At 71.8% G+C, this 22,982-nt stretch carries 25 protein-coding genes; 5 read left to right on the plus strand and 20 right to left on the minus strand.

All coding sequences use genetic code 11. The annotated features are described in order from the left end of the window. Window positions 1-213 precede the first annotated feature (213 nt). A complete protein-coding gene (locus LV75_RS24850; protein WP_253889394.1) occupies window positions 214-720 on the plus strand; it encodes a GNAT family N-acetyltransferase in 507 nt (168 codons plus the stop codon). Between the two features lie 10 nt (window positions 721-730). Here the strand turns inward: LV75_RS24850 and LV75_RS24855 are convergent, their stop codons facing one another. Next, window positions 731-1,621 carry a patatin-like phospholipase family protein gene (locus tag LV75_RS24855; protein ID WP_253889396.1) on the minus strand — a complete coding sequence of 297 codons (891 nt, stop codon included), beginning with the start codon at window positions 1,619-1,621 and terminating at the stop codon, window positions 731-733. A gap of 143 nt (window positions 1,622-1,764) precedes the next feature. Here LV75_RS24855 and LV75_RS24860 point away from each other — a divergent pair, with 143 nt between their 5' ends. Next, window positions 1,765-3,297, plus strand: a complete 1,533-nt coding sequence (locus LV75_RS24860) for an alkaline phosphatase D family protein (RefSeq protein WP_253889397.1) — start codon at window positions 1,765-1,767, stop codon at window positions 3,295-3,297. A 61-nt stretch (window positions 3,298-3,358) separates the two neighbouring features. On the opposite strand, the gene LV75_RS24865 is transcribed toward LV75_RS24860, so the two are convergent. Genes LV75_RS24865 through LV75_RS24885 form a run of 5 tightly spaced genes read right to left on the minus strand, consistent with a single transcriptional unit; the run spans window position 3,359 to window position 6,804 of the window. After that, on the minus strand, window positions 3,359-3,934 hold the full coding sequence (locus tag LV75_RS24865; RefSeq protein ID WP_253889398.1) for a DUF8453 domain-containing protein: 576 nt from the start codon (window positions 3,932-3,934) through the stop codon (window positions 3,359-3,361). Window positions 3,935-3,990: 56 nt separating this feature from the next. Beyond that, window positions 3,991-5,034 (minus strand): tRNA (adenosine(37)-N6)-threonylcarbamoyltransferase complex transferase subunit TsaD, encoded by a 1,044-nt coding sequence (tsaD, locus tag LV75_RS24870; protein ID WP_253889399.1) that lies wholly within the window; start codon window positions 5,032-5,034, stop codon window positions 3,991-3,993. Then, complete coding sequence (rimI, locus tag LV75_RS24875) at window positions 5,031-5,495, minus strand: ribosomal protein S18-alanine N-acetyltransferase (protein WP_253889451.1); 465 nt, start codon at window positions 5,493-5,495, stop codon at window positions 5,031-5,033. Before rimI ends, tsaD begins: the two co-directional genes overlap by 4 nt. Window positions 5,496-5,503: 8 nt before the next feature. Then, entirely contained in the window at window positions 5,504-6,142 is a 639-nt protein-coding gene (tsaB, locus tag LV75_RS24880) for a tRNA (adenosine(37)-N6)-threonylcarbamoyltransferase complex dimerization subunit type 1 TsaB (RefSeq protein ID WP_253889400.1), read from the minus strand. A 35-nt stretch (window positions 6,143-6,177) separates the two neighbouring features. Next, window positions 6,178-6,804 (minus strand): hypothetical protein, encoded by a 627-nt coding sequence (locus LV75_RS24885; protein WP_253889401.1) that lies wholly within the window; start codon window positions 6,802-6,804, stop codon window positions 6,178-6,180. A 128-nt stretch (window positions 6,805-6,932) separates the two neighbouring features. On the opposite strand from LV75_RS24885, the gene LV75_RS24890 reads away from it, so the two are divergent. Further along, window positions 6,933-8,339, plus strand: a complete 1,407-nt coding sequence (locus LV75_RS24890) for an acyl-CoA synthetase (protein ID WP_253889402.1) — start codon at window positions 6,933-6,935, stop codon at window positions 8,337-8,339. Then, complete coding sequence (locus LV75_RS24895; RefSeq protein ID WP_253889403.1) at window positions 8,326-9,648, plus strand: carboxyl transferase domain-containing protein; 1,323 nt, start codon at window positions 8,326-8,328, stop codon at window positions 9,646-9,648. Before LV75_RS24890 ends, LV75_RS24895 begins: the two co-directional genes overlap by 14 nt. Here LV75_RS24895 and LV75_RS24900 read toward each other — a convergent pair. The 7 genes from LV75_RS24900 to glmS form a co-directional block, all read right to left on the minus strand. Further along, entirely contained in the window at window positions 9,635-10,147 is a 513-nt protein-coding gene (locus tag LV75_RS24900) for an RICIN domain-containing protein (RefSeq protein WP_253889404.1), read from the minus strand. The genes LV75_RS24895 and LV75_RS24900 overlap by 14 nt on opposite strands. Window positions 10,148-10,258: 111 nt before the next feature. Next, the gene (locus tag LV75_RS24905) at window positions 10,259-10,960 is read right to left on the minus strand and encodes an HAD family hydrolase (protein WP_253889405.1); all 702 of its coding nucleotides are present in this window, start codon (window positions 10,958-10,960) and stop codon (window positions 10,259-10,261) included. Between the two features lie 28 nt (window positions 10,961-10,988). Beyond that, the gene (tsaE, locus tag LV75_RS24910; protein ID WP_253889406.1) at window positions 10,989-11,444 is read right to left on the minus strand and encodes a tRNA (adenosine(37)-N6)-threonylcarbamoyltransferase complex ATPase subunit type 1 TsaE; all 456 of its coding nucleotides are present in this window, start codon (window positions 11,442-11,444) and stop codon (window positions 10,989-10,991) included. A 2-nt stretch (window positions 11,445-11,446) separates the two neighbouring features. Next, window positions 11,447-12,493 (minus strand): alpha/beta fold hydrolase, encoded by a 1,047-nt coding sequence (locus LV75_RS24915; RefSeq protein WP_253889407.1) that lies wholly within the window; start codon window positions 12,491-12,493, stop codon window positions 11,447-11,449. Further along, on the minus strand, window positions 12,493-13,563 hold the full coding sequence (gene alr, locus LV75_RS24920; protein ID WP_253889408.1) for an alanine racemase: 1,071 nt from the start codon (window positions 13,561-13,563) through the stop codon (window positions 12,493-12,495). Before alr ends, LV75_RS24915 begins: the two co-directional genes overlap by 1 nt. After that, a complete protein-coding gene (locus tag LV75_RS24925) occupies window positions 13,560-14,984 on the minus strand; it encodes an NAD(P)H-hydrate dehydratase (RefSeq protein WP_253889409.1) in 1,425 nt (474 codons plus the stop codon). Before LV75_RS24925 ends, alr begins: the two co-directional genes overlap by 4 nt. 10 nt (window positions 14,985-14,994) lie before the next feature. Further along, window positions 14,995-16,854: a glutamine--fructose-6-phosphate transaminase (isomerizing) gene (gene glmS / locus LV75_RS24930; RefSeq protein ID WP_253889410.1), complete on the minus strand. Its 1,860-nt coding sequence runs from the start codon at window positions 16,852-16,854 to the stop codon at window positions 14,995-14,997. Window positions 16,855-16,903: 49 nt separating this feature from the next. Between glmS and LV75_RS24935 the strand changes: the two genes are divergently transcribed. Then, entirely contained in the window at window positions 16,904-17,716 is an 813-nt protein-coding gene (locus tag LV75_RS24935) for a dienelactone hydrolase family protein (RefSeq protein ID WP_253889412.1), read from the plus strand. On the opposite strand, the gene LV75_RS24940 is transcribed toward LV75_RS24935, so the two are convergent. The 7 genes from LV75_RS24940 to LV75_RS24970 all read right to left on the minus strand — a co-directional run bounded on the left by LV75_RS24940 (window position 17,706) and on the right by LV75_RS24970 (window position 22,955). Continuing rightward, a complete protein-coding gene (locus tag LV75_RS24940; protein WP_253889413.1) occupies window positions 17,706-17,927 on the minus strand; it encodes a hypothetical protein in 222 nt (73 codons plus the stop codon). The genes LV75_RS24935 and LV75_RS24940 overlap by 11 nt on opposite strands. A gap of 2 nt (window positions 17,928-17,929) precedes the next feature. Beyond that, window positions 17,930-19,279, minus strand: a complete 1,350-nt coding sequence (locus LV75_RS24945; RefSeq protein WP_253889414.1) for a hypothetical protein — start codon at window positions 19,277-19,279, stop codon at window positions 17,930-17,932. Next, window positions 19,276-19,581: a hypothetical protein gene (locus LV75_RS24950; RefSeq protein WP_253889415.1), complete on the minus strand. Its 306-nt coding sequence runs from the start codon at window positions 19,579-19,581 to the stop codon at window positions 19,276-19,278. The genes LV75_RS24945 and LV75_RS24950 overlap by 4 nt, the downstream gene beginning before the upstream one ends. A gap of 1 nt (window position 19,582) precedes the next feature. After that, on the minus strand, window positions 19,583-20,044 hold the full coding sequence (locus tag LV75_RS24955; RefSeq protein WP_253889416.1) for a hypothetical protein: 462 nt from the start codon (window positions 20,042-20,044) through the stop codon (window positions 19,583-19,585). 2 nt (window positions 20,045-20,046) lie between these two features. Then, window positions 20,047-22,287 (minus strand): hypothetical protein, encoded by a 2,241-nt coding sequence (locus LV75_RS24960; protein ID WP_253889418.1) that lies wholly within the window; start codon window positions 22,285-22,287, stop codon window positions 20,047-20,049. A 3-nt stretch (window positions 22,288-22,290) separates the two neighbouring features. Then, window positions 22,291-22,614 (minus strand): hypothetical protein, encoded by a 324-nt coding sequence (locus tag LV75_RS24965; protein ID WP_253889419.1) that lies wholly within the window; start codon window positions 22,612-22,614, stop codon window positions 22,291-22,293. A 167-nt stretch (window positions 22,615-22,781) separates the two neighbouring features. Beyond that, window positions 22,782-22,955, minus strand: coding sequence for a hypothetical protein (locus tag LV75_RS24970; protein ID WP_253889420.1), 174 nt, complete (start codon window positions 22,953-22,955; stop codon window positions 22,782-22,784). Window positions 22,956-22,982: the final 27 nt, after the last annotated feature.

The following is a 22,982-nucleotide window of genomic DNA, read 5'->3' on the forward strand; positions in this document are numbered from 1 at the left end:
TCCACGGGTCGTCGAAAGCGTTGGCAGGTACAAGAGCGCGACTCCCTGGGAGCCACGCCCACGGCTCCTGCCACCCCGCCGTCGCGGGGGTCGGGGCGGTACTTGGCGCCGTGCAACTAGCACTCTACCCACGCGACTGCTAAGCCTGCAACGACCCCCACGTGTGACATGGGAGCGTGGCCTGACCAGGCCCGATCGTGATATGGCTCAGGGGTGATCAGAGCGGCCACCGCGGCGGACTTCGAACGGCTCCAGGAGATCGAGGTCCTGGCTGGCGCCGCCTTCCGCGACATCGGCATGCCCGAGATCGCCGACGACGACCCACCGACGATCGAGGAGTTGGCGGAATCCGTCGCAGGCGGGCTCGCTTGGGTCGCGGAGTACCAGGGGCGGGTTGTCGGCTACCTGCAGGCAGAGGTTGTCGGTGGCTGCGCCCATGTAGCCCAGGTGAGCATCGACCCGATTGTCAGGGGGCGTGGCCTGGGCCGCGCTTTGGTCGACCACCTCGAAGGCTGGGCCATAGACCACAACCTAGAAGCGTTGACCCTAACGACGTTCCGGGACGTACCTTGGAACGCGCCCTACTACGAGCGAATCGGCTTCCGACAGGTAGAGCCAACCCCCGCCCTCCAGGCCGTTGTCGACCGAGAAGCCGAACTGGGCCTGAATCCCGCCACAAGAGTCTGCATGCGACGGGAGGTAGTGGTCCCTCCTCGTTGAAGCTGGCCTGTCAGGCGGCTAGGGCGGCTAGGGCTGCTTCTCGGCCGAGTCTTACGGCGCGGCGGAGTAGGAGGGTGTCGCGGGTGAGGCGGGGGACTTCGGGGGCTGTGGAGGGTGGGCGGATCTGCAGAATCGACGGGTGGGTGGCTAGGTCGTTGTCGTCGGCGAGTTGGCGGGTGTGGCGGGATTGCCAGCTTGTGAGGGCACCTGGGGCGACCCGGCGGAGGTAGCGGGAGACGACGGCGGTTTCGACTCGGGATGGCGGTAGTGCGGCCCAGCCGTCGGGGCGGGTGCGGAGTACTAGTACGTCGGTAGCGCCATCTGCGATCGCTGTGCGGAACGGGATTGCCTCTGCCAAGCCGGCATCGATCCACTGCCTGCCCGCCAAAGTCACCGGGCGACCTGACAACACCGGTAGACCTGTCGACGCGCGGAGAGCTAACTGCAGTGAGCGCTGATCCTTCAAGAACGGGTGTAGATCCACCGCTTCACCGGTAGCGGCATCAGTGGCAAGTGGGTGAAAAGTGGTGGGGTTGGACAAGATTGCCGCGAAGTTCATGGGGACGGCCTCGTAGACAACCTGCACGAGGTGCTCAGTGTCGACGACGCGACGCAAGCGCCAAGGGTTGGTCACCCGTCGCATGATGGCCGGGTCGGACCAGCCGAAGGTGCCTGTTTGCGCTTGGCCGCCGAGCATCCAGGCGCCGTTGAGCGCACCGGCCGAGGCACCGTAAACGGCGTCGAAGCAGCCGGTCAGGCCTAAGTCGTCGAGACCCGCGATCATGCCGCCGGAGTAAGCGCCTCGGCTGCCACCACCTTCCACGGCGAGGGCGAGCTTGCGGCCGTCGGTACGGCTACCGGAGGACAGGCGGGAGCGCAGCAGCGAGAGAACGGGGTGCACCCGGTCGACGTTAGTCCCTTCGGCAGCAAGTCAACCGGGGTATGCCAGGCGATCACCCAGGTCTCATCCGGAAGTGGGTCGCGGGAAACCGCCACGGGGCAGGGTGGCGGCCAGCTATCACCCGATCAGGGAGGCCCCACCACATGAACACTCCCAACCGCCGGTCCGTGCTGCTCGGTGGCGCTGCCGCCGCGAGCCTCGTCGCGGTCGGCGTCGGCACCCCCGCGCTCGCCACCCCCAACCGCACCCTCGCCGACCCCTTCACCCTCGGCGTCGCCTCCGGTGACCCGTCCGCCGACGGCGTCGTGCTGTGGACGCGGCTGGCCCAGGACCCGCTCGCCCTCGACGGTCTCGGCGGCATGCCGAACCGCGCACTCCCGGTGTTCTGGCAGGTCGCGACGGACGAGCGGTTCCGGCACGTGGTGCGGACCGGCGTCGAGTGGGCCCGACCGGAGTCCGCGCACAGCGTGCACGTCGAACTGGCGGGCCTGCGCCCCGGCGCCGAGTACTTCTACCGCTTCCGGGTCCAGGAGCACGTGTCCGAGACCGGTCGCACCCGCACCGCGCCCGCGCCGCACTCGCTGACCGGCGCGCTGACCATGTCCTTCGCCTCCTGCTCGCACTTCGGCGAGGGCTTCTTCACCGCCTACCGCCGCCTCGCCGAGGACCACCCCGACCTGGTGCTGCACCTGGGCGACTACCAGTACGAGTACGCGGGCAAGGCCGCCGACGTGCGCGCTGTGGTCGGGCCCGAGACCCGCACCATCGCCGACTACCGGCTGCGCCACGCCCAGTACAAGACCGACCCGGACCTCCAACTCGCGCACCAGATCGCGCCCTGGCTGGTCGTCTTCGATGATCATGAGGTCGAGAACAACTGGGCCGACGACGTGCCCGAGGCGCCGGACCCCGAGTTCCCCGCCCGCCGCGCCGCCGCGTTCCAGGCGTACTACGAAAACATGCCGCTGCGCCGCGCCGCCCGTCCACGCGGCCAGGACATGCGGCTGTTCCGCCGGGTCCGGTGGGGCGCGTTGGCGAACTTCCACATGCTCGACACCCGCCAGTACCGCAGCGACCAGGCTTGCGGCGACGGCACCAAGGTCGACTGCGCCGACCGCCTGGACGCGGCCCGCACGATCACCGGGGCCGAGCAGGAGCGGTGGCTGCTCGACGGCCTGCGCGGGTCGCGGGCGCGCTGGGACGTGCTGGGCCAGCAGGTGTTCTTCGCCCAGCGGGACCTGACCGCGGGCGAGAAGCAGGGCTTCAGCATGGACGCCTGGGACGGCTACAAGGCCAGCCGGGACAAGGTCGCCGCGGGTCTGGCCACCGCCCGCAACGGTGTCGTGCTGACCGGCGACGTGCACCGCCACTGGGCCGGGGACGTCAAGCAGAACTTCGACAACCCCGACTCCCGCAGCGTCGCCGTCGAACTCGTCACCACCTCGATCACCTCAACCGGCGACGGCGCCGACGACACCAACGCGACCGTCCTCGCCGAGAACCCCCACCTGAAGTTCTACAAGAACCGCCGCGGCTACGTCCGCACCCGCATCACCGCCAAGGAACTCCGAGCCGACTTCCGCGTCCTATCCCACGTCCGCACCGCAGGCGCCGAAGCCACCACAGCCGCCAGCTTCGTGGTCGAAGACCGCGGCCACACACTGCACCAGGCATAAGGGCGAGAGTGGGGCTCCAAGAGCGACTCTGAGAGCCCCACTCCGCAGTCCTTCAGTGCGCCTATACCTTCTTCGCGATGTCGATCAGGGCCTTCACACCGTCATGAATGCCGTAGACAGCGACATAGGCGGCGCCGCGTTGTACATCGAAGTCGAGTTGAGTTTCGTCGATGTAGCCCTTGCCACGACTGTCCTTGTACTCGACCTTCACCGCGAAACTCATAGGCAGCTGGCTCTTAGTGCGATCGACCGCACTGTCGAAGAACATGCGAAACTCTCGCCCCGGAGCGAACATGGGCGTCTTTTCCGCCAGAATGCGAGCATCCTTGAGCTTGAACTCGCCAATCTCGTCAGTCCGCTCGGGGGCGGGGTCGAAGGTGATGCGCAAGTCATAGGCAGGTGACTTGCCGATATTGGTCACTACAAGATCCAGCAGCTTCCGAGAAGTGAGACCAGGAACGATGTCGACGACGATGTAAGGTCGCGCTTGTTCCTCTCGTAGCTTGCGCGCGGCCGCCAGTTGCCGCCAACCAACGGCGATCGCCACGGCGAGCGCGCCGCCGGTGATCAATGTTGAGCCCGCCTGCCATGTGAGAGCAGTGAATCCGAAGAGCTCTGGATACATCGGGTTCTGCACTACGCACCTCATGAAGTTCAGTTGGGGCGCGCCAGGCCCATCTCTGTTGCCGAGTGTCAGACCGAGATGGTGGAGACCGGGAGGGCGGGGTCGGTGGTGAGGTCTAGGGATGAGGGTTTGACCCCGGCGGCGACTAGGTGGGCGCCTAGGGCGGCGATCATGGCGCCGTTGTCGGTGCAGAGGCGGGGGCGGGGGACGCGCAGGGTGATGCCTGCGGCGGCGCAGCGTTCGGCGGCTAGTTGCTTGAGGCGGGAGTTAGCGGCCACGCCGCCGGAGATGACCAGGGTGCTCATGCCTAGGTCGGTTGCTGCGCGGACTGCTTTAGCGGTCAGCACGTCTGCCACGGCCTCTTGGAAGGACGCTGCGACGTCGTCTACAGGGACTTCTTCGCCGTCGCGTTCGCGGGCTTCTACCCAGCGGGCGACGGATGTCTTAAGGCCAGAGAAGGAGAAGTCGTACTTGGCATCCCGGGGGCCGGTAAGGCCGCGCGGGAACGGGATAGCCGCGGGGTTGCCGCGCTGGGCGGCCTTGTCGATAGGCGGGCCACCCGGGTAGGGCAAGCCGATGACCCTGGCCACCTTGTCGTAAGCCTCACCGGCAGCGTCATCGATGGTGGAGCCGATTTCGGTGATCTCGCCCGCCAGGTTGTCTACGCGCAAGAGCTGGCTGTGCCCACCAGACACCAACAGCGCCAGGGTCGGTGAAGGCAGCGCGCCGTGCTCCAGCGTGTCCGCGGCGACGTGTCCGGCCAGGTGGTTGACCCCGTAGAGCGGGACCCCCAGCGACAGCGCATAGGCCTTCGCCGCTGACACACCGACCAGCAGGGCGCCCGCCAGGCCGGGCCCGCAGGTCACCGCGACCGCGTCCACATCGGACAGGCGCAGGCCTGCCACCTCGAACGCGCGGCGCATGGTCGGGACCATGGCCTCCAGGTGCGCCCGGCTGGCCACCTCCGGCACGACCCCGCCGAACCTGGCGTGCTGCTCGACGCTGGAGGCGACCTCGTCGGCCAGCAGTTCCACCGCCCCGTCGGGGCCGAGGCGGACGAGGCCGACCCCGGTCTCGTCGCAGGAGCTCTCGATGCCCAGGATGATCGTCACGTGGACTCCTGCACTCGCGCGGGCCGGACCATGGTGAACGCGTCGGCGCCGGAGGGTTGGTAGTAGCGGCGGCGTAGGCCGATGGTGGCGAAGCCGTGCGCCTCGTAGAGGGCGATCGCGGCGGCGTTGTCGGTGCGGACCTCGAGGAACACCTGCGCGCGCTCGTCGTCGGCCCGCTCCAGCAGCGCGCGCAGCAGCGCCTTGCCGACGCCGCGGCCCTGCCAGACCGGGTCGACGCCGATGTTGTGCACGCTGGCCTCCATGTCGCCCGGCGCACCGGCTAGGGACAGACCCGCGTAGCCGATCAGCAGCTCACCGGTGTGCGCGCCGACGTAGAAGTGCCCCCAGTCCAGCTCGGAGGCGAAGGCCGACTCGCTCCACGGGTCGTCGGCGGGGAACAGGGCGCGCTCCAGCTCGGCGCAGCGGCGCAGGTCGACGCGGCGCAGCGGCTCGATCCGCAACGACTCGCTCACCCCGGGCTCACCCGTTTGCGCGCGCCCGGCTCGACGGCGTCGGGCCTGCGCAGGTAGAGCGGCGTCAGCGGGCCGGGCTCGCCGGTGAGGTCGGCGGCCAGGACGAGGCCGAGCGGGCTGGGGTACTCCGGCCCGGTGACCGGCTGGCCCAGGTCGTGGATCCGCGCGCCCACGATCCGGGTGACCCCCGCGAGGGGGATGTCCGCGGGCCGGTTCACGGCGGGTTCGTCGAGGCGGGTGCCGTCGGCGGCGTACCGCGCCCAGTAGAGCTCCTTGCGCCGGGCGTCGGTGACCACCAGCAGCGGCTCACCGGGCACCTCGGCGGCGATCGCGTCGAGCGTGCACACCGGGAACACCGGGCGGTCCAGCGCGTGCCCGAGGGCGGCCGCGGTGACCATGCCCGCCCGCAGGCCGGTGAACGGACCGGGCCCGACCCCGCAGACCAGGGCGTCGAGGTCGGCCAGGGTGTGCCCGGCCTCGGCGACGGCGTCGCGCAGGTGCGGGGTGAGCAGTTCGCCGTGCGCGCGGGCGTCGACGGTGACCCGCTGCGCGAGCAGCCTGGGGGTACCGCCGGTGAGTTCGACGACTCCGGCGGTGACCGCGGGGGTGGCGGTGTCGACCGCGAGGACAAGCACGGTGGTCAAGGGTACGAGGGGGCTCCCGTCCCCTCTCAGGTGACCGCCCGCAGCCGCTTGCGCCGCCGGTAATCCGCGACGCTCTCCACCGCGACCGCGCTGAACAGCGCCAGCAGCCCGCCACCGGCCAGGATGCCGCCGACCTTGGTGATCTTCGCCTTGGGCAGCTTCTCCGGCTCCTCCGGCGCGGCGACCACGCTGACGGTGACCCAGGTGCTCGGCGGGGCGCCGAGCGAGCGCTGCTTGTCGTCGAGGGAGTTGCGGATCAGGTCGAACGCCAGCCTGCCCAGCTCCTTGGCCCGCGCCTGGGTCGCGCCCTCGACCTTGGCGGTCATGAACGGGCCTTCCCGGGTGATCACGACGGCGTCCTTGGGCTGGGTGACCAGCTTGCCAGCCGAGACCGCGGTCTCCTCGATCAGCATGATGGTGATGGTCGAGAGGGTCGGCGCGAACGCCAGCAGCGCGTTGGTCTGCTCGAGCTGGCTGGGCGGCCGCACGATCCGGCCGTCTTTAGGGGCGAGCATGACGACGGTGCCGGTCCACTGGTAGCCCAGCGGGGTGGAGACGTAGGCGTAGCCGGCGCCGACCAGCGCGATGAGCAGCAGCGGCACCACCACCAGCCACCGCCGCACCAGCAGCGCGAAGAACTTCCCGAAGTACACCCGACGCTCCCGACACCAGAGGTCACCCAGGTCGGGTATCGCCGAGACCGACCGGGGTGTAACAGCAGCTCACCGTGTGCGACGAAGTTCACCGCCGCCGTGACCGGGCCGCCACTAGGGTTGGCCCGGTGCTGCTGCCCACTCTGGCCGATCGCCCGGACCGTGTCGCGCTGCGGTTCGGATCCGACTCCGTGACCTATGGCGACCTCGCCCGAGCAGCCAAGGGTACGGCTGCCGCGCTCGCCGGTGCCCAACGCGTTGCCGTGTGGGCAACGCCAACGGTGCACACCTGCCTTGCCGTGGTCGGCGCTCTGGCCGCAGGCATCCCCGTGGTCCCGATCAACCCGAAGACCGGGGAACGCGAACTGGCGCACATCGTCGCCGACAGCGCCCCGGACGTTGTGCTTGCCGCACCCGAGGTAGACCTACCGCCTGCACTAGCCGGGCTCCCCCGCCTGACCGCTGGCCCCGGCGAGGGCCTCTTGCCGGAAGAAGCGGACCCCGAGGCACCTGCGTTCATCGTCTACACCTCCGGCACCACCGGGCCGCCCAAGGGCGTGCTGCTCCCGCGCCGAGCGATCGCGACGAACCTGGACGCGTTGGCAGCCGCGTGGGAGTGGACCGGCTCCGACACCGTCGTGCACGCGTTGCCGCTGTTCCACGTGCACGGCCTGATCCTGGGCGTGCTGGGCCCGCTGCGCCTCGGCGGCACCGTCTGGCACCTGGGCCGGTTCGACTCGGCCGCGGCCGGGGCGGCGCTGGCGGGCGCGGGGACGGTCATGTTCGGCGTGCCCACGATGTACCACCGGCTCGCCGCCGATTGCGAGGCCGACCCGGCGCTCGCCGCCGCCTTCGGCCAGGCCCGCCTGCTGGTGTCCGGTTCGGCGGCGTTGCCCGCGCGCGACCACGACCGGATCACCGCGGCGACCGGGCAGCGCGTGGTCGAGCGGTACGGGATGACCGAGACGCTGATGAACTGCGCGATCCGCGCGGCGGCCGAGCGCAGGCCGGGCACCGTGGGGCCCGCGGTCGACGGGGTCGAGGTGCGGGTCGTCGGCGAGACCGGCGCGGCCGTCGCGGACGGGGAGATCGGCGAGATCGAGGTGCGCGGGCCGAACCTGTTCCTCGGCTACCTCAACCGCCCGGACGCCACCGCCGAGGCTTTCCGCGACGGCTGGTTCCGCACCGGGGACGTGGCGGTGCGCGAGCCGGACGGCTACCTGCGCATCGTCGGCAGGCGGGCGACCGACCTGATCAAGAGCGGCGGCTACAAGATCGGCGCGGGCGAGATCGAGAACGCGCTGCTGGAGCACCCGGGGGTCGTGGAGGCCGCCGTCACCGGTGAGCCGGACGAGGACCTGGGTGAGCGGATCGTGGCCTGGGTCGTCACCACCGAACCCCGGCCAGCGGAGCGGGAACTGGTCGACCACGTGGCGGGTCTGCTGTCCCCGCACAAGCGGCCCCGGGTGGTGCGCTACCTGGACGCGTTGCCGCGCAACGAACTGGGCAAGGTCACCAAGCGTGCGTTGGGGTGAGGGCGCCCGCGCCCTGATCGCGGCCGTCTGCACCGAGTTCGCCGAGTTCGCCGAGTTCACTGTGGACGGTCAGGTCGGCGACGGCCCGCTGGACTGGGACGGGTACGCAGCCGCCAGGGCGCGGGCCACCGAGCGGACCGGCGAGACCGAGTCCGTGGTGTGCGGCCGGGCGAGCATCGGCCCGACCGCGGCCGTGGTGGTGGCCTTCGACTTCCGCTTCCTCGGCGGGTCGGTGGGGACCGCGACCGGCGACCGGATCGTGCGGGCGTTCGACGAGGCCCGGCGGGCCGACCTGCCGCTGGTGTCGTTCCTGGCGACCGGCGGCAGCCGCATGCAGGAGGGAATGCTGTCGCTGCGCCAACTCCAGCGGATCACCCGGGCGGCGGCCGGGGTGCGGCGGGTGTCGGTGTTGGGCGACCCGACCACGGGTGGGCTGTGGGCGTCACTGGGAGCTGGCGCGGACGTGGTGATCGCGGTGGCCGGGGCGCAGGTCGGGTTCGCGGGCAGCCGGGTGCGACCGGTCGCCGACGACCCGGCCTACACAGCCGAAGGCCAGTTCGCGGCCGGGCACGTCGACGAGGTGTGCGCGCCGGAGGACGTCGCCGAAGCGGTCGCACAATGGCTTCTCCTGTTGGCCGCGCAGCCTGGCGCGACAGCAGAAGTCCCTTACGCCCTGGGGGAATCAACTCCCGCGACCGATGGTTGGCCCGCCGTACGACGAGCCCGGGACCCACGCCGCCCCCGCGCACAGGCTTACCTCGACGACTACTTCACGACCCGCCGCCACATCAGCGGAGACCGGGCGGGCGGCGTGGATCCCGGCATGCTCTGCGGGATCGGCCTGCACGCAAGAGGACCTGTCGCGTTCGCCGCCCAGGCGGGCACCGCGACAACCCCGGCGGGCTTCCGCACCGCCACCCGCCTGATCCGGCTGGCGAACCGCGTCGACATCCCCGTTCTGACCATTGTGGACACACCAGGCGCGGCGAACGACCCCGCGGCGGAGCGGGCCGGGGCGGGCCAGGCCATCGCGGAGCTGTTCGCCGCCGTCGCCGCCAGCCGGGTGCCGGTGACGACCCTGGTGATCGGTGAGGGCGGCTCCGGCGGGGCCTTGGCGCTCTGCGCGCCGGACAACACCTGGATCACCCCCGACGCCTACTTCTCCGTGATAGCCCCGGAACTGGGCGCCGCCATCCTCAAGCGCCCGGCCGACGAGGCCCCGGCGACGGCGGCCCAACTCCGCCTCCGCCCCCAGGACCTCGTCGAACTCGGTGTGCTGCGCGGGATCGCCGGGCTCAGACGTTGGTGATGGACCACGCCTGGTTGTCGCCGCCGTGGCACTCCCACTGGATCACCGCGACGCCGTCGGCGGGGTCGGCACCGGTGACGTCCAGGCACTTCCCGCTGTGCACGGCCTGGAGCTCATAGGTTGAGCCGGGCCCGGGGATGAGCTGCCACTGCTGGTTGAGGTCCCCGTGGCACTCCCACTGGATGACGCTCGCGCCGTTGTCGGTGGACGCGCCGCTGACGTCCAGGCACTTCCCGCTCCCGGCGCTGAAGACCTGGTAGATGTCGTCGGACTCGACCAGGACCAGTTGCCACTGCTGGTTCAGCCCGCCGTGACAGCTCCATTGGATGACGTTCGCACCGTCTTCGAGGCTGCCACCGTCGACGTCGAGGCACTTGTCGCTGCTCAGCGGCCTCAGCTCGTGCCAGACACCGTCGGTCCCCGCCGAGGCGGGGAGCACACCGCCTGCCAGCAGTCCGACCGCGCCGATGACAACGCCAGCGACCTTGCGTGCCTTCATGAAGAGAACCTCCGGGGGTTGATGTCCAGACGGGACAGTCCCGTCTGGACACAACCCTGGCCTCCCCCAGCGGATCGGCCGATCCCCCGGTCGGCTTGTTCCGCTCCTCGATCAGGTCAACCAGCGGTCCAGGACCCCGGGCAGCTCCGAGAGCCGCTGCACGACCGCGTCCGGGGTCACGTCCACCGGGACTTGCTGCGCAGGCGGGATGTCGCTGTGCGGGACGAGGACCGCCCGCATCCCGATCGCCTTGGCCCCGCTGATGTCGTCGTAGGGCCGGTCACCGACGTACACGCAGTCCGCCGGGTCGTCCACGCCCACCGCGGCCATCGCCGCTTCGAACGCGGCCCGGTGCGGCTTGGTGTACTCCAGGTCGCTGCTCCACACCCGCGCGTGGAACAGGTCGAGCACGCCGTCGCGGTGCAGCACCTCCTCGTGCCACGCGGCGGGCCACGCGGTCGACGACAGCACGCCGGTGCGCAGGCCGCGCTCGCGCAGCCCGGTCAGCATCGGGGCGACCTCGGGGTCGGTGTGCGTCGCCTGGTCCCAATAGCCGCGGAACGCCAGCAACGCCTGCTCGTCGAGCGGCGCTTTCACCCCCGCCAGCACCTGGGCCAGGGTGAACGCCCGGTGCTCGTCGCGCACCAGCAGCCAGGCCGCGCTCTCCGCGGCGAACACGGTCGCGGCGAGCTTGCCAGCCGCCTCGTCATCGTCCGGGTGCAGCACGTCGGCATAGGCTCGCCAGGCCGCCAAGTGGTCCACAGTCACCCACGGGGTCAGCGTCCCGCCCCAGTCGAAGATCACCGCGCGCACGAAACCCCCATCCCGAGCCGCGAACGGCTCACCCGATCGGTCGGTCGACCCAGGCACCGTACCGCTCGACCGTGGCGACGCGGGAGTCGTCGGGGCGCCGGTCCAACCGGATCAGCAGGTGGTCGGCGGAGAGCCGGTCCGCGCTGCCCTCGCCCCACTCGACGACCACGGCGGACTCGACCAGTTCGGTGTCCAGGTCGAGGTCGTCGAGCTCGTCGAGCGACCCGCCGAGGCGGTAAGCGTCCACGTGCACCATCGGGATGCCCCTGGTGCCCGCCTTGTGCTCGCGGGCGATGATGAAGGTCGGACTGCTGACCCGGCCCGCGACACCGAGCCCGGCGCCGATGCCCTGGGCCAGCGCGGTCTTCCCCGCGCCGAGCGGGCCCGCGAGCAGCACCAGGTCGCCCGGTCGCAGTACGCCGCCGATGGCGCGACCGAAGTCGTGGGTGTCGCCCGGGGTCGGCAGCCGCACCGTCTCCGCCATCGTCATCCTCCCTGGTAGCTCTCGCGCAGCAGCGTAACCAGGTGCTCGGTGACCACGTCCGCCCGCTCCAGCATCACCACGTGCCCGGCGCCGGGCACCCGCACCAGGGTCGCGTCGGGCAGCGCGGCGGCGATCCGCTCGGCGTGCGCGAACGGGGTCATCCAGTCGTGGTCGCCGCTGAGCACGAGCACCCGGCAGTGCTTGAGACCGGCGAGCGCGGCGTAGCGGTTGTGGCTGCCCAGGGTGTCGACGAAGTCAGCCAGCACCCGCACCGGCGTCACATCCAGCATCTTGACCAGGAAGTCCACCAGCCGGGCACTGGTGTTGCCCGGTCCGAAGCCGATGGTCCGCGCGGCCTGGCGGGTGATGCCGCCGCCTGCGGTGCGGACGAGTTCGACGGCAGCGGGCTGCCACTCGGCGACCCGGCCGAGGACCCTGGTCAACGGGTTGTACTTCGACAGCAGCGGCCGCGGCAACCCGCTGCGGCCGACCTCGCCAGCCGAGGTGCCGATGAGCGCGACACCGGTGACCCGCTCGGCGAACAGCTCGGGAACGCGTTCGGCGAGCGCCATGACGACCATGCCGCCCATGGAGTGTCCGATGAGGACGATCGGCCCGTCCGGCACGACCACCCGCAGCACCTCGTCGAGGTCGGCGGCGAGCTGGTCGATCGTGCTGGACGCGGCGCTCGCGCGCCCGGAGCGGCCGTGGCCGCGGTGGTCGTAGAGCACTTGGCGGACCCGGGGGTCGACGAGCCGGGCCAGGTCGCGGCGCTGGAAGTGCCAGCCGAGCCTGCTCATCGCGAACCCGTGCACCAGCACCGCGGTCACCTCGGGGGTGCCGCCGTCGGCCGGGTCGACCTCCTCGTAGGACAGCAGCACGCCGTCCTCGGCGACCACCGACCCGGTCCGGTCCGGTGCCAACTCACCCAGCGGCTCGTCCAGGTACGGGTCCTCGCGCGGCGAGCGCTTGCGCACACCGACCGCGACCGCCGTCGCCGCTGCCGCGAGGACCCCCGCGCCCGCGGCCAGTTTGCCGATCCGGTTCATCAGCCCAGGTACCTGCGGCGCACCCGCGGTCGGTACATGCCGGTGACGATCTCGTAGTCGATGGTGCCGATGGTCTCGGCCCACTCGGTCGCCGTGGGCTCACCGCGCGCGGCGGAACCGAACAGCACGACCTCGTCGCCCTCGGCCACGGCCGCGTCACCGCAGTCCACGATGATCTGGTCCATGCACACCCGGCCCCGGATCGGCCTGCGCGCTCCGGCCAGCAGGACGTCCATCCGGTTGGACAGCAGGCGCGGTACGCCATCGGCGTAGCCCGCGGTGACCAACGCCAAGGTGGTGTCGCGAGTGGCGGTCCAGGTCTGTCCATAGGAGACGGACTCGCCCGCGCGGATCCGCTTGACCAGAGCGACCTCCGACCGGAAGCTCATCACCGGCCGCAGGTCTTCCTCTTGCGCCAACGGGTTCAGCCCGTACATGGCGATGCCGAGCCGGACCATGTCGAAGTGCAGGTCGGGCCGGTTGAGCGTGGCGGCCGAGTTCGCCAAGTGCCGCTTGGGCTCCAGCCCCGCCGCGAGCGCGATGTCGTAGGCCTCGCCGAACCGCTTCGCCTGCTCGTCGATCGAGGGGTGACCGGGGTCGTCGGCGCAGGCGAGGTGCGACCAGACCGCGTACACCTCGTTGTCCGAGGCCGCGGCCGCGCGGACCAGGTCCGGCCACGACTCCAGCGGGCACCCGTTGCGGGACAGCCCGGTGTCGACCTTCAGGTGCACCCGGGCCCCGGACAGCGGCCGCAATTGCTCCACAGAGGACACACCGATGTCGATCCGCTCGTCGACGGCCGCCGACATGTCGCAGTCCGGTCCGTCCAACCAGGACAGGATCGGCGCGGTGATCCCCGCTTCGCGCAAGGTGAGCGCCTCGTCCAGCGAGCACGACCCCAGCCAGCTCACGCCAGCCTCGAGCGCGGCCTTGGCCACCCGGACCGCGCCGTGGCCGTACCCGTCGGCCTTCACCACCGCCATCGCGTCCGCCCCGCCCGCGCGCTCGACGAGCAGCGAGACGTTGTGCCGCAACGCGTCCAGGTCGATGACCACCTCTGCCCGACTCATGACACCACCGACCTGATCGCGTCCGGCAGCGCCGAGACGATCGCCGAAGCCGGGGCAGGCGCGCCCCGAGCAGCCAACTCACCGGCTCGCACGTGCACGAATGCCGCGCACCCGCCCGCCAGCACCGGATCGAGCCCGGCGGCGAGCAACGCGCCGAGGATCCCGGAAAGCACGTCGCCGGACCCGGCCGTGGCCAGCCAGTGCGACCGAGCCGGGTTGACCAGCACCCGCTCGGCCGAGGCGATCACCGTGGCGTGTCCCTTGAGCAGCACGGTCACGTCCAACTTCGCCGCGAGCTCGGCCGCCGCGGCCACCCGGTCGACACCGAGGGTGATCCCGTGCGGCTCGGCGATGCGGGCGAACTCCCGGTCGTGCGGGGTGAGCAGCACCGGCACACCGGGATCGCGGGCGTCCCACAGGTCCGGGTGCGCGGCGAGCAGCGTGATCCCGTCCGCGTCGACGCACACCGGCACGCCCGCGCCCAGCACGTCGCCGAGCACGTCGCGTGCCGCCTTGCCGGTGCCCATCCCGGGACCGGCCACCCACGCCTGGACCCGGCCCGCGTCACCGATCGACCCGGTCGCGATCACCTCCGGCCAGCGCCGCCGCACCTCGTCGGCGGCCGAGCCCGCGAACCGGGTCAGCCCCGAGGTCGCCAGCACCGCGGCGCCGACCGACAGCACCGCGGCTCCCGGGTAGGTCGACGAACCGGCCGCCACGCCGACAACGCCCTGGGTGTACTTGTCGTCGTCCGCGCCGGGCAGCGGCCACGCCGAGCGCACGTCCTCGGCCGACAGCACCGAGAACCGGGGGTCTGGCAGGTCGAGTCCCAGGTCGACCAAGTGCACCGCGCCGCAGCGGGCAGCGGCCAGGTAGTGCACCGGCTTGCGCCCGCCGAAGGTCACCGTCACGTCCGCCGTCACCGCGGGGCCGGTCACCGCGCCGGTGTCCGGGTCGACCCCGCTGGGCAGGTCGACCGCCAGCACGGGCGCGCGGACCCGCGACACCACGGCCGCGGCGTCCGGTCGCAGCGGACCGCGCGCCGACAACCCCACGATCCCGTCGATGACCAGGTCCGCGAAGTCCACGTCCGCGGGCGTGCCGACCCGGCCGCCAGCGCGCTTGAGCGCCGCCAACCCCTCGGCGTGCGCGCGGTCGGGGTCGAGCAGGACGGCCGTCACCCCGACCGAGCGCTTGCGCAGGAACGCCCCGGCCCAGAGCGCGTCGCCACCGTTGTCGCCTGCGCCGACCAGCAGCGCGACGCGTCTACCGGACACGCCGCCGGTGCGCCGCTCGAGCAGCCGGGCGGCGTGCAGTGCCACGGCGTGCGAGGCGCGGCGCATCAGCGCGCCGGGCGCCGTCGCGGCCAGCACCAGCCGCTCGGCGTCGCGGATGGTCGAGGTGCTCCAGGCGCCCTGCACCCGCGCCTCCTTATTCGACGGTGACCGACTTGGCCAGGTTGCGCGGCTTGTCCACGTCGTAGCCCCGGGACCGGGCGATCTCGGCGGCGAGGACCTGCAGCGGGACGGTCGAGACCAGCGGCTGCAGCAGCGTGGGCACGGCCGGGATCTCGATGAGCTCGTCGGCGAACGGCCGCACCGTCTCGTCGCCCTCCTCGGCGATGACGATGGTCCGCGCGCCGCGGGCCTGGATCTCGCTGATGTTGGACACCAGCTTCGAGTGCAGCACCGCCCGGCCCTTGGGCGAGGGCATCACCACGACCACCGGCAGCCCGGGCTCGATCAGCGCGATCGGCCCGTGCTTGAGCTCACCGGCGGCGAAGCCCTCGGCGTGCATGTACGCCAGTTCCTTGAGCTTGAGCGCGCCCTCCAGCGCCACCGGGTAGCCGACGTGGCGACCGAGGAACAGCACCGCCTTGGCTTCGGAGAGCTCCCGGCCCAGCGCCTTGACCTGCTCGGTGGTGCCCAGCACCTGCCGCACGGCCTCGGGCATCGCGGCGAGCTCGTGGAACTCGCGGGCGACCTCGTCGGGGTACTTGGTGCCGCGCGCCTGCGCCAGGGCCAGCCCGACCAGGTAGTTCGCCGCGATCTGGGCGAGGAACGCCTTGGTCGAGGCGACCCCGATCTCGGGCCCGGCGTGGGTGTAGAGCACCGCGTCGGACTCGCGCGGGATCTGCGCGCCGTTGGTGTTGCAGACCGCCAGCACCCTGGCCTTCTGCTCGCGGGCGTGGCGCACGGCCTCCAGCGTGTCGGCGGTCTCGCCGGACTGCGACACCGCGACGACCAGGGTGTCGCGGTCGAGCACCGGGTCGCGGTAGCGGAACTCCGAGGCCAGCTCGACCTCGACCGGCAACCGGGTCCAGTGCTCGATGGCGTACTTGGCGACCAGGCCGGAGTGGTAGGCCGACCCGCAGGCGACGACGAAGACCTTGTCCACGTCGCGCAGGTCCTGGTCGGACAGCCGCTGCTCGTCGAGCACGATCCGGCCGTCGGAGAAGTGCCCGCGCAGGGTGTCGGCGAGCGCGGTCGGCTGCTCGTCGATCTCTTTGAGCATGAAGTACTCGTGGCCGCCCTTCTCGGCGGCGGAGAGGTCCCAGTCGACGGTGAACGGCTTGGCCGGGGCGGGCTCGCCGTGGAAGTCGAGCACCTCGTAGCCACCGCGGGTGATCACCACGAGCTGGTCCTGCCCCAGCTCGACGGCCTCGCGGGTGTGCTCGATGAACGCGGCGACGTCGGAGGCGACGAAGGTCTCGCCCGCGCCGATGCCCAGCACCAGCGGGGAGCTGCGGCGGGCGGCGACGATCAAGTCCGGCTCGTCGGCGTGCGTGACGACCAGGGTGAACGCGCCCTCCAGGCGGCGGCACACGGCGCGCACGCTCGCGGGCAGGTCGCCGCGGGTGTCGCCGTCGGCGTAGGCACGGGCGACCAGGTGCGCCGCGGTCTCGGAGTCGGTGTCGCTGGCGAGCTCGACGCCCGCGGCCTCGAGCTCGGCGCGCAACGCGGCGAAGTTCTCGATGATCCCGTTGTGCACGACGGCGACCCGGCCGGTCGTGTCGCGGTGCGGGTGCGAGTTGCGGTCCACCGGGGCGCCGTGCGTGGCCCACCGGGTGTGGCCCATGCCCGCGGTGCCCGCGAACCCCTCCCGGCCTACCTCGTCGAGCCGGGCCTCCAGGTTCGCCAGCCGACCGGCCTTGCGCTCGACGGCGAGCCCGTCCCCGACGAGGACGGCCACCCCCGCCGAGTCGTACCCGCGGTACTCGAGCCTGCGCAGCCCGTCGAGCACCACGTCGAGAGCCGGTCTGTGCCCCACATATCCCACGATTCCGCACACGCGCACCAGGGTAACCACCGGTTAGTTCGACCACCGATAGGCTGGGCCCATGGCACGCACGGCCAAGCACCTGCTCGACGAGCTCGCCCGCCCCGGTCCGCACCAGGTACTGCGCGGCGACCTGGCGCTGGTCGGCATGCCGGGGGTCGTGTTCACCCCCGCCGCTGGCCTCGGACTGCCCGCGCTCGCGTTCGGCCACGGCTGGCTGCAGCCGCCCAGCCGGTACCGGGGGCTGTTCCGGCACCTGGCGTCCTGGGGCATCGTGGTCGCCGCCCCCGGCACCCAGGTCGGCCCGCTCGGGTCGCACCGGCTGCTGGCGTCGGACCTGGGTACCGCGCTGGACGTCTGCGCGGGTGTTCGACTCGGCGATGGGGCCATCAGCGTCGACCAGGACAAGCTCGGTCTGGCGGGCCACTCGACCGGCGGTGGCGCTGCCGCGCTGGCCGCCGCGGACGACTCACGGGTGAAGGCAGTGGCAACACTCGCCGCGGCCCAGACCAGGCCTTTTGCGACCGACGCCGCTGCCCGCTGCCACGTGCCGTCGCTGCACCTCGTCGGCGGGAACGACCTGGTAGCGCCGCCGCGCGCGCATGGCGAGCTGATCGCGCAGGCGTGGGGTGGGCCGTCCCAGCTGCGCGTGCTGCCGAAGGCGTCGCACCTGGGGTTCGCCGAGGGCAAGCACTGGAGCGGGCTGCTCGTCCACGGCAAGGCGGAGCACGCCACGCACCGGGTCAGCCGGGCCCTGCTCACCGCGTTCTTCCTGGTGCACCTCGCGGGCCAGAAGACCTACCAGCCGCTGCTGGACGAGTCAGTGAAGGCGGCCCCGATCACGTTCGAGGCGGTACCGAGCGTCAGCGCTTAGGCGGCTTGGTCATCCAGCTGATGTTGAACACCCCGGTGTCGTTCGGGTCCTCCGCCCATGACCGCCGCCTGCGCGTAGGACGTTCGTCTGGCTTGGCCATGTCCTGCTCGTAGGCGGCCCGCGAGCGCGCTAGCTCGTCGGACAGGGCCCTAGTGAGCTGCTGGAACGGTGCGCGGATCGCCCGGACCGCCGGGTCGGTGTCGTCGAGCACGATCAGCCCCTGGCCCGGTTGGCCGGGTCTTCACCGACGATGCCGCCGAACCGGGCTGCCGGGTCCTCTTCGTCGAAGAGGCTGCCGACGAGCCTCCACTGGCTGCTCTTGCGCTCGGTATCCCCGCCGCCTTGGCCTCCCATGCCACCCATCCCGCCCATCATCCCGCCGCCGCCGAAGCCGCTTTGGCCGGTGGCTGCGGCTGCTGAGGCGGCAGCGGTGGTGGGCTGGCGTTGGGGTTCGGTGCTTAGCGGGGCTTCGGCGCCGGTAGCCATGCCTGGGCCTGGTTCGCGAACCGACGGGTTTCCGGTGGAGACGGGACCGGCGCCGCCCCCGGAGTGCGCGGCGACCGGCTCCGGCTGTGCGGGCGGGGTGTGCGGCGCTTGGGTCGGTGGCGTTGGCTGGGTTGGTGGTGTTTGCACCGGTGGGGCCTGCTGGGTGAGGCCGTCGATGACGTACTGCTTGCCCTCCACCGCGACCGTCACCGAGTCCGGCCGGGCGGTCACCCGAACCGCGCTGGAGTCCACTGTGGAATCCTTGGGCAGCGCAGAATCCCTGGGCAGCGCAGAATCCTTGGGCAGCAGGGAGAGGAAGAGGTCCCAGGTGTCCGCCGTCGCCTTGTGCACCGCGGTGAGGTCCCGGCGGAACCGGGCGATGGCGGCCTCGTAGCGGGAGCAGTAGCCGTCGAGGTACTCGATCACCTCGGCGGTCGGCCACGGCTCCTCACCGGGCGCGTTGAGGGCGTGCGCCCCGGGCGAGCGCAACAGCTCAACCGGGTTAGCCCGCACCGCACCGTCAAGCCGGTCGATCTGGGTGAGCCTCGTCGGCAGGTGGTCGACCGCGATCCCGCGCACGGTCTCCGCCTGCTCCGCCCACCCCCGCAGCGCCAGCCGGACAACCTCACGCGCCCCATCCACAGCCGCCGCGAGCCGCACCGACGACTCCTGCCACCCACGAGCCTTGGTGGCGAACTCGTCGAACCGCCCCGCGGCCAGATCAGCCCCCCGCCCACCCCAGGTGTCCGACAACCGACCCCGCAACCCAGCGGCACCATCCCGCACCGCACCAGCAGCCGCCGCGATCACGGCCAACCGCTCGGCGGCACTCGCCAGCGCCCCGAAGTCGGTGCCGCGCAAGTCATCGATGAGCCGCTCATCGCGCGGCCCCCAAGTCTCCTGCCGCCATCCCCCAGCCGCCGCCGGATGATCGCGCCACCGCCCGAAAACCGCCCCACCGTCACGTGTGGACAGTGCCTGCCGAACAGCCGCGAGCCCACCGTCGAGGAGCGCATCAGACACCTCGACCTCAGTGCCCGGCTCAACCAACAACCCCCGCACCACCGCCGTCGTCACCGCTCGCCCGCCCTGGTGATGCGCGCGGCCGCGTCCTGATCAACCTCAACCACCCGCTCAGCGGCCTTCACCAGCCCGGTCACGGCGTTCTCCAGGTCCGGGGCCGCCTTCTCGATCTCCGCGAGGAGTTCCTCGTGCAGCGCGGCGAATGCCTCACCCGCGCGCGCACCGAGGGGGCCGAACTGGCGTGGCGTCAGGGTTTCGCCCTTGGTGAAGGTCGCGATGTCGGTGACCGCGGCCCGGAGGTCGGCCACCTCGGTGGCGAGCGCGGTGACCGCCTCGTGGTCGATGCGCAGGCTCACCTCAGCGCACCCAGCTCCGGCCGGACCAGTCGTCGTCCTGGTCGTCGGTCGGGTCGGTCGCCGGGCGGCGGGGTGGTTGGGGGCGTGCGGCCGGTTCCTCGTCCGCGACGAAGGACAGCACCGAGGGGCGCTGCTCGCCGGGCGCGGGCGGCGGGGGCACCGGAGCCGGGCGGTCCTCCTCCGAGCCGAACGACATGACCGTGGGGCGTGACTCGCGGTTCCAGGTGGTCGCCTTCTCCGCGGCCGCCTCGGCCTGGGCCTTGGCGAACTCGGCCTTGGCCGCCTCGTGCGCCGCCTCGATCGCGGGCAGGGCGTCGACGGCGACCCGGTCCCGTTCGGCGGCGATCGCGTCGTAGTTGGCCAACTCGGCGGCGAACTCCTCGCCGATCTGGTTGACCCGGGCGGTGTACTGGGCGGTGATGTCCTCGTAGCGGGCCAGCACCTGCCTGCTCTCCGGCGTCATGCTCAGCGCCCCCCGTCGAACACGGTGCTGATCCTGGCCTCGGCCTCGGTGAAGTCGTCGTCGAAGAGGGTGCCGCTGGTGCGCCACTGCGAACCGGCCCGCTCGGAGTCACCGCCGCCGCTGCCGCCCCCGCCGCCCATCGCGCCCATGGGCATGCCGCCGAGGCCGGACCCGGCCTGACCACCCGAGGGGTCACCAGCGCCGGGCTGGGCGGTCGCGAGACCCGCCTCGCCCGCGCCGGAGCTCTGGGTGTCGCCGCTGACGCTGGACATGTCGCCGTGGTCGGCTTGGTCGAGGTCGTCGAACACGCTGCCCGCGGCACCCCAGGCACCGGACTGCTCGCTGGCCGCGAAGGTCGACTGCGTGCCACCGGAGCCCTCGTAGGCAGCCGGTTCAGGTGCGCCGTGCACGGCCTGACCAGCGAGATCCCCGGCGAAAGCGCTTGCGACGGGGCGGCCGACCGGCTCGGTCTGGGCGGGCGAGCCCGGCTGAGCAGCCCCGGGCTGGGCAGCGGCGGGCTGAGCGGCGGCCTCGGGCTGGCCGACGGTCGGTGCGCTCGGGTCCTGGTAGTCGACGGTGTAGGTGACCGGCTCGCCGGTGCCGTCGGACACGGTGATCTTGACGGTGTCCGGGGCGTCGGCGGGCCGCTCGGCGGTGATGGTCAGGTCGCCGTCCTGGATGACCGCCTTGCCGTCCGGGCCCGCCTGGACGTGCCGCACCGCGTCGGCCTGCCCCGGCTGCGGCTGACCCGCCTGCCCGGCTTGGTCGGTCGAGTCGGTCGGGCCGAACCCGGGGTCCAGCCGGGTGGGGTCGGCGACCGCACCGTCCGGTGTGGACGCCCCGAAGTCGAGCTCGTAGGTCTTCGGCGTGCCGGACCCGTCGTCGACGGTGACGCTGACCCGCCCCTGGCCGTCGGGGCTCTGCACGCTGATCGACCGGTCCCCGTCGGTGATCGTCACCGTCTCCGGCGCACCGGTCGTGGGCACCTGCGGCGTCTCGACAGCGGGGGTCTCCGGGATGGCCGACGCGGGATCGGTCGCGTCCGGCACCTGCACCGGCTCGACCGCGGGCATGGTCGGCCCGCCCCCGGTCTGCGGCGGTCCACCGCCAGTCTGGGGCGGCCCGCCACCCGTCTGCGGAGGCCCACCGCCGGTCTGGGGCGGCCCGCCGCCGGTGTCCACCGGCTGCTTGTCCTCGGGCTGCTTCTCGTCCGGCTGCTTCTCCTCCGGCGGCGGCTGGGACGCGCCGGTGAGGCTGAGCTTGCCGAACGGGTCGGCGGTCATGGTGATGGTCGCCGAGTTGAGCTCGTCCCACGCGGCCTCGACGGCCTTGATGGTCTCCTCGACCTGGCGGCGGAAGTTGCCGATGGTGAGGAAGTAGCACTCGCAGAAGTCGTTGAGGTCCCGGCAGATCTGGTCCGACCAGCGGTTGTCCCCGTCGGTCAGCTTCGCCTGCCCGGGCTGGTGCAGCGCCTCGGCCGTCATCGGCACGACCGACAGGTTCAACAGCCCCTGGCCGAGGCCGGAGACGAAGGTGGCCTCCTCGCGCGCGGAGAACCCGCTCTCCCACACACCGTTGCCGAGGATGCTGCCCATCTCGTCGATGTAGGTGTTGTAGACGTCGCGCGGGAACAGGCCCAGGTCGCTGCCGACCGACAGCGCCTCGTACCGGTCGGTGATCGGCTTGCCGCCCAGGTCGGACGAGTCGCCGAACCCGGCGAGCTTCTCGACCACGGTGCGCGTGGCCGACCTGGCGCCGTCGATGTGGTCGCGCAGCTGGCCCAGCAGCGACTGGTAGTCCACCGAGGCCGACCGCAGGTCGTTGATCTTCGCGGTGGCCGCCTCACCCGCCTTGCTGCTCCACGCGCCCTGCAGCTTGGTGGCCACCGCGCCCGCCGCGCCGTCCACCGCGCCCGCGGCCTTGGCGAGGTTGTCCAGCCTGCCCCGGGCGCCCCAGAGGTAACCCCAGTTGATGATCTTGAGCTTCCACAGGCCGCCGGAGGAGTCGGTCTTCTCCTGCCACCCGTCGCCGTACGCGGGCTGCGCCGACCACCTGCCCCGGTTGCCGGGCAGGCACGCCGGGTGGTTGCGCCACTTGTCGTAGAGGAAGCCGAGCCGGTCCTTGCCCATCAGCTGGGCGAACGGGTCCAGCTTGGCCAGCATGGCCTCGGAGTGGTCCTCGGTGTGCACGTCCGACGGGGTCTGCAGGGCGTCCTGGACCTCGTGGCTGAATTGGCCTGCCATCGACTACTTCCCCCCAGCGGCGGTGATGCCCCAGGCGTTGTCGACGTCGGTGCCGTCGGTCGCCTTGGCCGACTCGGTCAGCCGCTTGGCGGCCTCGACGCAGTACTGCTGCGCCTTGCCGACCGACCCCGCGAGCTGCTGCACGATGCCGTTGACCGCCCCGAAGGCGGCCGCGCCGTCCGCGGTGCCGCCGAAGTGCTCCTGCTTGAGCCCGTCCCCGGTCGCGTAGCGCTGCACCTCCTGCAGCGAGACGGCCAGGTCGGCCATGTCCAGACCAGCGGACCGCACCACCTCGTGGTCCATCTTCATGGTCTCGTCCAGCGCCACCGCTCCCCCTGACCTTCCTGCCCCTCGATGCCGTCACCGCGTTGGACGCGAGCCGCTGACCTGCGGTGCCGTCACTTACGCAAAGAAGAAGCTACCGACTCCAGCTGTGCATGGACCCAGGAATCACTGCATTCACTCGACGAGACGGGTGTCGCGGCGGCGGGGCCTCAGCCCTCCAGCTCGCGCAGCCGTTCGCGCAGCCGGGCGAGCTCGGCGATGTCGCGCTCGCGGAGCTCACGGGCCCGGCGCTGCTTCTCCGCGGTCCGCGCGACCACGACGACGGTGATCAGGATGAGGGCGACGACCACCACGATCAGGAACTCGGACAACCCGATGCTCACCACGACCCCCTTCCGGCGCGGGCATGG

Origin of the sequence: Actinokineospora diospyrosa (assembly GCF_024171925.1) — a bacterium.
Lineage (GTDB): Bacteria > Actinomycetota > Actinomycetes > Mycobacteriales > Pseudonocardiaceae > Actinokineospora > Actinokineospora diospyrosa.

Excerpts from the sequence above, each read along its gene's own strand:
- LV75_RS24955 (WP_253889416.1), bottom strand. The coding sequence starts at position 20,044 with ATGACGCCGGAGAGCAGGCAGGTGCTGGCCCGCTACGAGGACATCACC.
- LV75_RS24960 (WP_253889418.1), bottom strand. The coding sequence starts at position 22,287 with ATGGCAGGCCAATTCAGCCACGAGGTCCAGGACGCCCTGCAGACCCCG.
- LV75_RS24860 (WP_253889397.1), top strand. The coding sequence starts at position 1,765 with ATGAACACTCCCAACCGCCGGTCCGTGCTGCTCGGTGGCGCTGCCGCC.
- tsaE (WP_253889406.1), bottom strand. The coding sequence starts at position 11,444 with ATGGCGGAGACGGTGCGGCTGCCGACCCCGGGCGACACCCACGACTTC.
- LV75_RS24900 (WP_253889404.1), bottom strand. The coding sequence starts at position 10,147 with ATGAAGGCACGCAAGGTCGCTGGCGTTGTCATCGGCGCGGTCGGACTG.
- alr (WP_253889408.1), bottom strand. The coding sequence starts at position 13,563 with ATGAGTCGGGCAGAGGTGGTCATCGACCTGGACGCGTTGCGGCACAAC.
- LV75_RS24915 (WP_253889407.1), bottom strand. The coding sequence starts at position 12,493 with ATGAACCGGATCGGCAAACTGGCCGCGGGCGCGGGGGTCCTCGCGGCA.
- LV75_RS24935 (WP_253889412.1), top strand. The coding sequence starts at position 16,904 with ATGGCACGCACGGCCAAGCACCTGCTCGACGAGCTCGCCCGCCCCGGT.